9 protein-coding genes are annotated in these 12,647 nt (G+C 41.0%); 8 read left to right on the top strand and 1 reads right to left on the bottom strand.

The window, feature by feature from the left end; genetic code table 11:
• Nucleotides 1-100: 100 nt before the first annotated feature.
• Nucleotides 101-670, top strand: a complete 570-nt coding sequence (locus QNI15_RS01395; RefSeq protein WP_314030163.1) for a DUF1349 domain-containing protein — start codon at nucleotides 101-103, stop codon at nucleotides 668-670.
• 42 nt (nucleotides 671-712) lie between these two features.
• Here the strand turns inward: QNI15_RS01395 and QNI15_RS01390 are convergent, their stop codons facing one another.
• Nucleotides 713-1,213 carry a hypothetical protein gene (locus QNI15_RS01390; protein ID WP_314030161.1) on the bottom strand — a complete coding sequence of 167 codons (501 nt, stop codon included), beginning with the start codon at nucleotides 1,211-1,213 and terminating at the stop codon, nucleotides 713-715.
• A 101-nt stretch (nucleotides 1,214-1,314) separates the two neighbouring features.
• Here QNI15_RS01390 and QNI15_RS01385 point away from each other — a divergent pair, with 101 nt between their 5' ends.
• The 7 genes from QNI15_RS01385 (at nucleotide 1,315) to QNI15_RS01355 (ending at nucleotide 12,540) form a co-directional block, all read left to right on the top strand.
• Nucleotides 1,315-1,794: a hypothetical protein gene (locus QNI15_RS01385; protein ID WP_314030159.1), complete on the top strand. Its 480-nt coding sequence runs from the start codon at nucleotides 1,315-1,317 to the stop codon at nucleotides 1,792-1,794.
• Nucleotides 1,795-2,328: 534 nt separating this feature from the next.
• Nucleotides 2,329-5,016, top strand: a complete 2,688-nt coding sequence (locus QNI15_RS01380; RefSeq protein ID WP_314030157.1) for a permease prefix domain 2-containing transporter — start codon at nucleotides 2,329-2,331, stop codon at nucleotides 5,014-5,016.
• A 377-nt stretch (nucleotides 5,017-5,393) separates the two neighbouring features.
• On the top strand, nucleotides 5,394-6,245 hold the full coding sequence (locus QNI15_RS01375; RefSeq protein ID WP_314030155.1) for a hypothetical protein: 852 nt from the start codon (nucleotides 5,394-5,396) through the stop codon (nucleotides 6,243-6,245).
• Between the two features lie 117 nt (nucleotides 6,246-6,362).
• Nucleotides 6,363-8,504 carry an IPT/TIG domain-containing protein gene (locus tag QNI15_RS01370; RefSeq protein ID WP_314030153.1) on the top strand — a complete coding sequence of 714 codons (2,142 nt, stop codon included), beginning with the start codon at nucleotides 6,363-6,365 and terminating at the stop codon, nucleotides 8,502-8,504.
• Between the two features lie 61 nt (nucleotides 8,505-8,565).
• Nucleotides 8,566-9,948, top strand: coding sequence for a hypothetical protein (locus tag QNI15_RS01365; RefSeq protein WP_314030151.1), 1,383 nt, complete (start codon nucleotides 8,566-8,568; stop codon nucleotides 9,946-9,948).
• A gap of 25 nt (nucleotides 9,949-9,973) precedes the next feature.
• Nucleotides 9,974-11,179: a hypothetical protein gene (locus tag QNI15_RS01360; protein ID WP_314030149.1), complete on the top strand. Its 1,206-nt coding sequence runs from the start codon at nucleotides 9,974-9,976 to the stop codon at nucleotides 11,177-11,179.
• 62 nt (nucleotides 11,180-11,241) lie between these two features.
• Nucleotides 11,242-12,540, top strand: coding sequence for a hypothetical protein (locus tag QNI15_RS01355; RefSeq protein WP_314030147.1), 1,299 nt, complete (start codon nucleotides 11,242-11,244; stop codon nucleotides 12,538-12,540).
• Nucleotides 12,541-12,647 lie beyond the last annotated feature (107 nt).

The following is a 12,647-nucleotide window of genomic DNA, read 5'->3' as shown; positions in this document are numbered from 1 at the left end:
TTACACCGCAAAGTATCCTCTTATTTCTTTTGTACTATTTTTAAGTCAAGTAATTTTTAGAGAATATATTTGCCATAACCTTTGATCCAACTCACTTACTATGACTATTCAGGAATCACTTGCTTCTTATCAATGGATGAACGAACCTGCCGTATGGCACTTTCAGGATGATGGATTTTTTCTCGCCCCTGATGCAGGCTCAGACTTCTGGCAACGTACACACTATGGTTTCCGGAATGACAATGCCCACTTTTACTACACAGAAACAGAGAGAGATTTTGAGTTGTATACCCAGGTACGCCTCACTCCCAAACACCGGTTTGATCAGGCAGGCTTATGTATTCGTATAGATGAGGATAACTGGATCAAAACATCCTGTGAATACGAAACACCTGAGTTTTTACATTTGGGGGTGGTAGTGACTAACCTTGGCTACTCAGACTGGTCTACACAACGGGTAGCAGCAGGTATACAGGAAATAGAATACAAGATCATTCGTAAAGGACAGAATATAGAGGTCTATGCCTGCTATCAGGGTTCTGCATTTGAGCAAATCCGTATTGCCTATCTGCACAAGGCTGAGGCTATTGTAAAGGCTGGAATCTATGCTTGTAGTCCTACAGCTGGAGGTGGCACTGCTTTATTTACGAAGTACTCTTTAACACAGTAGAGTTACTCTTCTGATCTTCTTACAGAGATATGTCCAATGTATCTATTTCAATAGAACAAAATCAGTTTTTTCCCACTGATAAAACTCAGGTTTACACCAGTAATCCAAATATTTATGAAAAGTATTATCTATAAAAAGATTGGAATTGGCAATCAGTAGTTTGCTATCTGGTTGATAAGCATATCCATATCGGCCATCATTGGGATGTATATCAGTGAAAATCCTTCCTGTTTTTCTATCTACAATGAAGATATGTTCACACTCAGCGCCACACGAACGGTGGATGATTGTATAATGACCACTAAAGTTGATAGCATTTTTCTTACAGCTTTCTGAAATAAATTGTACATATGCTGTATCACTGGCGAAAGGATTGTTTCTAAAATCAGGATCTGCCAGCTTTCCTTTGTATAAATCGACTTTGAAGTCATTAAACTGGTAGGAATGATCCAACGTAAAAACACTGGCTTTTTCATTAGTAGTCAATGTACCAGCCCTACTATCTTTATTCTTATCTGTTGATGCAGATTGACATGCTAACAAAGTGAGAAAGATACCCAGTATAAAAGTAGAGTGTATATTAACAAGAATTGTACATTTCATTGCGAAGAAGTCGTATAACCTTTATCAATGTATTGATATTCATGCTGCTAAAAACAAAGTTAGGAAAAGAGCTTTTATGGAATGGTATTTTGTTAGGAATTGCTACAAGTATTGTTTTCGCTTCTTTTGATGTTCGTTTCTCACTAGACGAGGGAAATGTAATTGACATTCAGTTGCATGATACCTATTTTGTAATCGGTTACTTTCACTTCATTGTACTACTCTGGATAGTATTTGTTCTAGGCCGATATTGTCTGTTAGGTCTGGCTTATCTGAGCAAACGTAGTAAAATAGTGGCAGGGTTTTTACTTCTACTCACCGCCCTGCTGGCGTATCATACACTATATTTTTTCTTCATTCTCTGGCATACCCAAAGAGAAGATCAGGAGTTTACTTTTAATGTGCTATATAAGAGTTTGGCAATACCTATGGCTACTACTTTGGCAGCATTTGCAGGGCTTATCTACTGTGGCATCTGGCTAGGTAGACAGTTATTTTCCACCAGCAAGCAGAATAGGTAGACACAATATGCTTCTACTATCAAAAATCTGATACTCATCAGATATAACCTGAATACCAATATTTGTAAAAGATAACCGGAGTTTGAATACTATTCAAACATGACTGTAGTTTCAGTCACCAGAGTCAATGAACGGAATAACGGTCAAAGAAGAAATTGACCATTATTCGAATATTTTTTCAACATGATCGGTATTCCGGTCAAAAGCAAAAATGATCCGAATACAGATCATTTTTTATTTCCAATTGATAAACCTGTCTCAACTTTTGTTAGACATGTTTGAACAGAATTTGAATCTGTCTTTTAAGAAATCGATAGGACAGGAAAATAGTCTCTTACCCTGGCGTCCGATGCTGAACAATATTGTCCTAAAATGAACACCCACAAATTCACCAATCCTTCTGAAATATGAGCTGATTCGCTGGAAAAGCACTTTTTAAAAATTGGCAAAACATTTGATCAGCAAAAGTAGAACAAATATCAACCGACTGGCATCTATATACTACAAGCTAGTAACTCAACCGATTATACATCCATGCATAACTCTACCAAACCTAGTCCTTCACAATGGGCAGATAAATTACTTGAACAGTTTTGTGATCCGGATTTGCTGGAAGAAATACAAGGCGATCTGCAGGAGGAGTTTGCCTACCAGGTACAGACCAAAGGAAAGCGAAAGGCTCAATGGAACTACTGGCTGGATGTAATGGGATTTATTCATCCGTTTGCTTTCAAACGCTCAAGGCGTAAACATACACATCATTCCACACCTATATACTCTCCGGATATGCTACGCAACTACCTGAAAACTGCTTTTCGCCATCTGACACGGCACAGAACAAGCACTGCTATTAACCTGTTTGGTCTTACGCTGGGGCTTACAGCCTGTATGGTGATCTATCTAATCACACATTTTGAACTGAGTTATGATACCTTCCATCCGGATAAGGAACGGATATACCGGCTAATTGGTAAAGGACACTTTGGTCCTAATGCAGAAGATCAACCCTTTGGATTTCTGCCTAATGCCGTTCCAGCTGCTATGCGCAAAGAAATATCGGGTATAGAGACAATAGCTGCCTTTCACAATACAGAAACCGATGTGCTGATTCCTGATGGAAAAGAAGAACCCAAACGTTTGGAAAGACGCCAGTGGGGAGTGGATAAGGCTGAAATCATACTGACAGAGCCTTCTTACTTTGATATCTTTCACTATACCTGGCTGATTGGTAATCCGAAGACTGCCTTAAACGAACCTTTCAAAGTAGTTTTATCCGAACGAAAAGCTCACAAATATTTTGGTGATATTCCACTGGAAGCCATGATAGGTAGAGAGGTGATTTACCATGATTCTGTCCGAACCAATGTAGCAGGTATTGTAAAAGACTGGGACCAGCAGACTGATTTTACCTTCACGGATTTTATATCTCTGGCAACTATCAATGCCAGTAGGCTGAAAGGTAACATCAATCTTGAACAATGGGATGATATCTGGTCAGCCTCACAAGCGTTTGTAAAACTACCTCAGGGAACCACACCAGCCCAGTTGGAACCCCAGTTTCAACAATTTTCCAAAGCGCATTTTCAGAAAGACCTGAAGATAGTGCCAGGCTTACAACCCTTATCAGACCTGCACTTCAATGCAGAGTATGGCGATAACTATTCCCGAAAAGCTCACCTGCCTACCCTCTATGGCCTTATGGGAATCGCAGGGTTTATTCTGGTGATTGCCATGATCAACTTTATCAATATGGCTACCGCACAATCCGCACAATGGGCCAAGGAAGTAGGAATCCGGAAGGTGCTGGGAAGCAATCGTCGCAATCTGATCTTTCAGTTTTTAATGGAGTCTTTGCTGACTACACTGGTAGCTATTATTCTTGCATTGTTATTAACCAAACCTGTACTGATTGCATTTCAGAACTTTGTTCCAGATGAGGTGACATTTCAGATACTGGACTCACATACATTGCTATTCCTGTTACTTCTCACAGTAACAACCGCTTTACTAGCAGGATTTTACCCCTCCTGGGTACTGTCATCTTATCTACCCGCTCTAACATTGAAGGGACAAACCGCACTGAAAGGGGGGCAAAAGGGCTACTTACGTAAAGGGTTAATTGTATTTCAGTTTACGGTATCCCTGATATTTATTATTGGTACACTGATGGTAGAGCGGCAACTTAGCTTTATGCGAAACAAAGATATGGGATTTAAATCAGATGCAGTAATAACCCTTACCTCTCCCAGAGGTCCCCGTGGTAATAATCTGGAAGTTTTGTATAACAAGGTTCAGCAAGTGTCTGGTGTAAAAAAAGCCATACTCGAAGTACTGGAACCTATGGGAATCAACTATGGGCTAGACCGGGTAGTATACAAAGGCAAGACAGAAATACAGCTCGATGCAGCCTATAAGATGGGCAATGAAGAGTATATTCCCTTTTATGAAATGAAGCTGCTGGCTGGACGCAGCCATCTGAAAAGTGATACTGCCAGTGAGTTTGTTATCAATGCTACATTTGTGAAAGCACTAGGCTTTAAACATCCGATGGATGCAATTGGCAGGCAGTTAGTATGGCGTGATAAGTATTATCCTATTGTAGGCGTAGTGGCCGACTTTCATCAACAAAGTATGCACGAGAAGATTGCGCCTACATTTATCACTACCTCTCCCGGAGCCCGAAATATAGCCATTAAGCTAAAGAGCAAAGACCTGCAGGAAGTGAAAACGACCATTGACGAAATAGAAAAGGCATGGAAAGAAGTCTATCCTAGCAACAAATTTAGCTATGTTTTTCTGGATGATGCCATTGCACAGTTTTATGAAAAAGAGCAGAGAACCTCTCAACTGGTCAACACCGCAACAGCCATTACCATCCTGATTTCCTGTGTTGGCCTGCTTGGACTAGTTATGTTCACTACAGAGCAACGGATGAAAGAAATTGGTATACGGAAAATACTCGGAGCCAGTGTATATACTATTCTCCTTCTACTTTCCAGAGACTTCCTGCTACTGATCGGCATAGCGTTACTAGTAGCCTCTCCGATAGCCTGGTATGCTACCCATCAGTGGTTGCAGGATTTTGTGTACAAGGTTGATATAGCCTGGTGGATTTTTGGACTGGCGGGCATAGCATCCATTGTCATTACATTATTTACAATAAGCTTTCAAAGTCTCAAAGCTGCTCTTATGAACCCAACAAAAAGTTTACGGAGTGAATAGAGGAATGTCCTGAAGATTCGGACAATGTAGGAGCACACCTGCGTACCTTAATCCTATCCTATATCTTTTTAGAAATGATGTCTCTTATATAAAGAAAAAACATCCTCCTTGCCCACTGAAAAGATCTTTCCGCTATGCCTATCACGACCTGGTGTGGCGTAAGATCCTTTCAAGTGGGCAATAAAGGGGAAAAGATTCTTTCAGAAATGACCTTTATTTAATCCCGAATTTTGTATTAGTCTGCTTTTTATCAAAAGGTAACTACTAACACTATACCTAACTTTTATTCTATTGATCCGACTGTTGAATCCCGGTAAGTTTGCTTGGAAATAGTGCCTTACTGACAGAATCCTTCAACCCTTACTCTCAACGGATCAATGAAAACTATTCTTTCCCTTAGCCTGATGGTGTTGGTAGCCTGGAAAGCTACAGATACACTAAGTGACCTCAATCTTACTCAGACGCAAGTTGAAAAAGTGACCATGTACGGTGCCAAAACCGGATTCACACTGCCATCGTGGAGCGAATATTCTTTATATAATTTCGTAAAGAAAGCAAAATCACTTCCAGCAGGGTCTCAGGCTGCTGCTGTAAAATCTCTGGGTGCCATAGTAAAAACATACGTTCAGTCAGAGCAATTTAAAGGCGAATGGCAGGCCTATCTGAAAGAAAAAGGATTTTATGATCCCAAGGCTGCCGGGGATGTAGCTCGTCTGGAAGAGATGAAAAAACAGAGCGCAAAGCAGAAAGGAGATATGGCTGCCAGTACTAAGAAAATGAATGAAAGTCAGCAGCAGATGGCTAAGATATTAAAAGAACATCCGGAAATGATGGATATGATGAAAAACCAGATGAGTAAAGAAGACTGGGCAGAAATGCAGGAGTATCTGAAGAATCCGCAAAAAGCCACTGCGGCTGCACAGGGTAATACCAGTTCTGGTGATGACTACATCAAAAAAGAAGAAGCTCGTATTCAGAAGGCTCAGGAGGACTACGAAAATAATAAGTATACTAATATGGTTCGCCTGCGTCTGAAAAATGTAATCGAAACAGCTAACTCTGTAGATTTTGCAGCTGAAGTAAAAGCTAACAAGTACAATCAGAAGAAGTTTGTTAATCCTGTGTATGAAAAGAAAAGTGATTTGTGGAAGCTGTTTTATCGTGCAGGAAAAGAACCTACCATGGCTGCCCGCGATTTTGCTCAGCAATGGCTTGGAGAGTTGAAATAGCTAGCTTCTCTGATAGAATTAAACAGATTTATCCTGTTTTATTCCTGAGAACGTTTTTACACCCATTGCAGGCTCAGATTCATTGTACAGACGAGTATTTTTTTATCCAAACACTACATGAAAGCTCTCTTCTCTTCTATAGTCTTATTGCTTTGTTTGCTAATCAACAACTCTTGTAAAACCAATGAGTTAGGACCTGGTAACTATACAGGACAGGAGATTACTCCAGAGCAAAGAATGACTTTATTGGCAGAATGTACAGCAAAGTATACCTCCTTACAGAATGAGGATACTGCACAAGCCAGGCAACAACTGATGGCCTGGCTTAAAACCCGTCCGGAGTTTATTGCATCGGGTTATGATGATGAGTCACAGAATGCATGGGCTATCTTCACAGATGGTCGTTTTGTGATGTTTGTCGACAACAGGCCTCAAGCTCCTTTTGAAGACAGGAGTGGGCGGATTGCTTTTGAGAACGAACAAATTACAGCGCCTGCCAGTAGTGCCAGAGAAACGGAATTGCCTGATACAAAAAAGGTACTCCTTTTCAGTGGAATGGGATCTGCTTTTATTGATATTCCTCCTGAACTAGAACGGATATTTGCCATTCCCAAAACTGGATATCAGATCAAAAAGGAACGGGCTAGTATTGATAATCTGAAAGGTGTCGGAGCGGAAACAGCAGTGTTTTACCTAAGCACACATGGAGGGCGTATCAAGCCAAAAGATAAGCTTTCGATAGATGGAGAAGACTTTCCGGATGCATTGATTGGGTTTTGGACTACAGATTCCTGTACAGTAGCAAACGAAGCTAAATACAAGGATGATCTGGATAAAAAACGACTGGGATATATGGTCGCTAAATACAATGAGCCTACACGAGGAAATCCTATCAAAGAAGCACACTATGTAATTACTCAGGACTTTGTAAATACATACATGAGCTTTGGTAAAAATGCACTTATTTACCTCGATGCCTGTAACAGCTATATGTTGGACGAGGGTGGCGATGTGTGGGCTGGAGCATTTATAAATAAAGCACAGGAAAAAAAGGCTACCTATATTGGCTGGAGCAAACGGGTACTGGATAAAGATGCTTATCGGTCTGCCAAGTTTTTGTTTGATCGCTTGTTGGGAGCTGATTACACGAGTAATAACCCGAATCTCGGTATTCCAAAAGAAACCCCTTCTCAGCGTCCGTTTGATATAGACGCTGTGATGACTAATATGATACAAAAAGGGTTTGCTATCTCAACTGTTGAAGGGGAAACGGCTATATTACATCATGCCTCTACAGTTGGACCAGACACACATGCTAGTCTGAAGCCTAGTATTGCCTATATGGAAATAGACGAACTGGCAAGCAAGCTGACAATTTATGGCATTTTTGGTACTGACCCCGGAGATGCCAAACGGGAAGTTACAGTCAATGGAACAAAGGTGACTGTAAATGAGTGGAAGCCGGATAAGATTACCTGTACCATTCCTGTAAGTGGAAATGGGGCTGCCGGAGAGGTAATCGTGAAAGCATATGATCAGAAAAGCAACAGTGTACCTCTTACGGAATGGTATATTCCATTTACCTGGAGCGAAACCGGAAAGTATTATACCCGTACAGTGGATGTTGTGCTTCACCTTCGTGCGGATGTACACCGTTACCGAACTGCCCCTGGTGAAACCCCCAAGCCTATTGAGAGTCCAGATGTAATCCCTTCACATCCATTTGCCAAAGATTCGAAGGCAACCTATAAAGCGGGTGGGTCCTGTTCGTACACCTGCCCCTGTAACCCTGGACAATTTGGTGTTTCCAATAAGGTAATAGGAAGTCCGGAAATCAATATTCCATATAGCGTTGATGCCTCAAGTGCTACCAATAGATTCTTTGCTATATACGGTTGGGACAAAGACCGGAAAGTACTTACTGTGTTTGCATCCGGAAGTAATTTTGATGGCTATAAAAATCAGGAAGTGAGCGGTGGATGCACAGAAGGAGGTACTACTACCGAAAATACTCCTTTGCCTCTGGCATTTGTGATAAGTGAAAGCCTCAATGAAATCACATTGGAACTGCCATTTGCAAACACTGAAGCATTTGATTTTCGAATCAAAAAAGGTGAACGGTCTATGGAAACCATTGCATTAGAACATTGTGCCTGTCAGGATAAATCAGAAGCGCCTATCAAGCTAAGCTGGAAAGATACAGAAGCTCGTTTTGCCCCAACTGCTAAAACAGCAGCCCGCTTAGCTTCTGCCAACTAAGAGTGGGTGCATCACATACTTTACAAAAAGGTTTATTCAACCATCAGCCTGAGCAACTCTTATGAAATATATAGTATTCCTTTTGTGCATTTTTATTTCCGTATCTGCTTTTTCTCAGCAAGAAACGTTTGATCTGATTACCTATACACCTCCCAAAGGATGGAAGAAAGAATTCAAGGAGAATGTAATCGGCTATTCGAATGTCGATAATGCAAAGAAAACATGGTGCAGAATTTCTGTCTACCGAAGTACTGCCAGCAAGGGTGCTATCGATCAGGATTTTATAAGTGAATGGAATGAGTTGGTTGCCAAACCCTATCAGATCACCAAAGCCCCGCAAACGAGTACTACACAAGATGCTGCAGGATGGAAGATAAAAGGTGGGTCCGGGACATTTGTGTTTAATAATAGTGATGCAGCTGTATTGCTGACAACCATGAGTGATAACAGTCGTGTGGTAAGCATCACGGCTATGACAAACAGCCAGGATTACATGCCTGTTATCGAAAGATTTGTGGAGACAGTTAGTCTGAAAAAGAGCACTGCTTCCAATGCCGGTACCAAGCCAGCAGCATCTTCTACCACTACACCCAGAGCAACACCTGTAAAAAGTAGTTATAAATTCACTACTACCAACTTTGATGATGGCTGGGTAGCAACAGAGCAGGCTGACTGGGTGCAGGTGGCAAAAGGAAATCTAAAGGTGCTGTTACACTATCCTACCAACCGGATTGATGTCTCCAGTTCTGATGTTAAGATAATTGCCAACAATGCCTGGAATATTCTGGTGGCACCACGATATAGCAATCTGAAAAACTTTAAGCTTACTAACGGAAATCTGGATTATCTGCGTCCTATGTTTATGTCTGGCAATGTGTCAGATCCTGCAACCGGAAAAGTTGTATATGTAGTTCTTTTTAAACGTGGAGAAAGTGGATGGATAGAAGTGGTTGCACCTGATAAAAATACATTTGTTCAGGCGTTTGGAGTGGATAATGATATCATTGATAACACAGTCAGTATGTCTATATGGGAGCCCCTGCAAAAAATGGCAGGTTATAACCGGTTTGGGGTGGCAACATCTGACCTTATGGGTAAGTGGACAAACAATTTTTCGGGCATGACACAATATGTAAATGTCTATACAGGAGCTAGTGCTGGTATGGATACACATTCTTCTGCTCAGGTATTTGTTTTCTCTGGTAACTCCTACCAATGGCAGATTAGTTCTGCGAGTGGCTTCGTAGGAAGTATCAAGTTTCAGGGTGCAAAATCAAATGGGCAGTTTAAAGTTCCTACTAACTGGCAAATCTACTTCTCGGATCTTGAAGCAAAGCCCAGGACTTATGATGCGTATTTCTCCTGTATAAAAGGTGCTCGCATTTTATGGTTACAGGATCATGCTTATCCTAGTGGGTTTACTGCTTATGGCAAGAGTGAATAGATTACTTTACCACACTTCCTTAGCTATGAAAAAAGTAGTATCGTTATCAATTTGTTTCTTTTGGTTAGTATATACCTATGCTCAACAGGAAACGTTTGATCTGACTACCTATATACCTCCTCAGGGGTGGAAGAAGGAACAGAAAAAAGATGTAGTCACCTACACAATAACCGACCAGAAAGCAAAGACATGGTGTACATTGGCTTTATATGCTGGCATAGCTAGTAAAGGCAGTAGCAACCAGGATTTTTCCAGTGAATGGCAACAACTGATTGTCTCACAGTATAATTCTGTTGGAAGTCCTCAGATTAATCCTATCCGGAATGCAAATGGATGGCAGATGAAAAGCGGGGGAGCAGAGTTTGTTTTTAATAAAACTAACGCATTGGCTATGCTGACAACATTTACAGGATATGGCAAATGTATCAGCATTGTTGTATTGACTAATGGAGAACAATATCTGGCTACTATCCAGAACTTTATCAGTTCTGTAACTCTGCAAGGTGGTGATGGTAAGAGTACAGCTACACCTGTTTCTTCTTCTGGTACAAAACCCATTCCCACAGGACAAAAAGCAACGGTATGGATGAACGTTCAGATAAATCCTTTGGATGGAAGTGATCATGAAAATATCGCTACAGCTTCAGCAAATGTAAAGTTCTATGTAATTTATTCCGATGGAGATTATTACCCTGAAATGCCATCTGCTGGTTTGCAAAGCTTTGATAAGAACAGGAGCCAAACAGGTAAAGACAAAGAATCCTGGGGAAAATTTTCTCTTCAAAATGGAAAAGGAGCGTTCCGATCAAAATATGAAAACATACAGGTTGAACAGGTCAATCTTACCCAACTAAAGAAAGTGGGGTATGCCTATAATTTTTACAAATGTGCTTCTGTAGATGGACTGACCTTACAAGGTCGATGGAGTTACATTCCAAACTGGACCAAAGATCCCTATTATTCGCAGGCAGGATGTCGTCAGGTAATCTATTTTTCCAAAGATGGAACCTTTGATGACAGAGGTATCTGGGTGAGTGATTGTCGCAACCCTACAAAAAATCCACAGGATGCACCAGGAAAAGGAACGTACCGGATTCAGAATTTTACCATTATTCTAACCTATCTGGATGGCCGGATTATTCATAAGGCATTTACAGGTGTTGCAGATAAGAATCCGGCAACTTATCCGGATTTACTTTACATAGGTACTAATCCTTTCTACAGTAAGTAGAGAGATGAGTTTTAGTATGCTTCAAAATCTTTTTTATTCACTACACTATTTCCTGATCAGTTATGAAACGTGTTTTTTATGTATTGTTAATGAGTAGCTTGTTGTTATGGAATGCCTGTAAAACTAGTGACCCGGAACCGGTAGCTACTAAGACCGAAGTAGGAGAACCCACAGGAACCGCAACGACTGCCAGTATTGGTGCTGCCGGAGGATCAATTACGTCTGCTGATGGATTAGTAAAACTAGATATTCCGGCAGGTGCATTGGCTGCCAATACTACTATATCTGTACAACCTATTACAAACAATGCTCCTTTGGGTATTGGAGGGATTGCCTATCGGTTTACGCCCGATGGCCAACAGTTTAACCAGCCTGTAAAAGTGACATTTAAGTATACCAGCGACTTGCTTGCAGGTACAGATGCCAATGTATTATGGATTGTGACTCAGGCAGCCGATGGTTCATGGCAAGCTTTATTGAAAAGCAATGTAAATACAACTACTAAAACCATTATCGGAGATATCACACACTTTAGTGACTGGGGCTTAGGCAAGTTTATCGATGTATCCTTAGATCCTGCCTCTGCCTATATAAAGCCAAAAGGATCTGTACAACTGAAAGTATCCGGTTTTATCGCCAGCACGAATCCAGATGATGAACTGACTCCATTGGTGCCAATTAGCCCTAAGAGTAATGACGATGCATTGGAACTCTTAACACCTATCGAAAAACGAACTTCGCTATTCAAGCAGGTAAAATGGACGTTAGCCGGTGAGGGTACATTAACCCCTAACGGCTGGACCGCTACTTATACAGCGCCTTCTGAAACTCCATCCAAAAATCCGGTCGCTGTTTCGGTAGAGATGGAACGATACCAGGATGGACAACCTGCACAGCTATTCAGTAAGGTTTTGCTGGTGTCAAACATTACCATTGCTGAAGAGGGTGTTGTTGTGGTTAATTTCAATGGTACAGAATACAAATATAAACAATCAGGAGATGCTAATCAGGTGGCTTATGTGGTAGTTCAGAATGAGTATGTAGTATGGCAGGGTGCGTCTTCTACCGGGATTCCTAATTTTACTTTTTACCGGTCTCTGATAGGTACAGGATCACATTCACACAATTGCCAGGATGCAGCTGATATTGTTTCCTATACAGCTAGCCCTACACTAGTGTACCAACTGGAATGGTGTGACGATGAGGGAACCTGTCATTGTGCCCCTTTTACAAGTACCATCTCCGAGTTTGGAAATGGCGCAGGCAAAACGATTGCTGGTACTTTTTCCGGAAGCTTATATAATGCAGATGGGGAGTTGTTTCCTATATCAGGCTATTTTAATGTAAAGAGGATCAATTAAGAGAGTAGGGTATCGTGAGTTTGTGCAGGCAGAACAGAAATGTTCTGCTTTTTATTTGTAGGGAATTGTCACCATCGAACACAAAAGTATTTTCAGAAAAATTCTCT

The sequence above is a fragment of the Xanthocytophaga flava genome (assembly GCF_030068545.1).
GTDB classification, from domain to species: domain Bacteria; phylum Bacteroidota; class Bacteroidia; order Cytophagales; family 172606-1; genus Xanthocytophaga; species Xanthocytophaga flava.
This window is presented reverse-complemented; position numbering and strand designations above follow the sequence as displayed.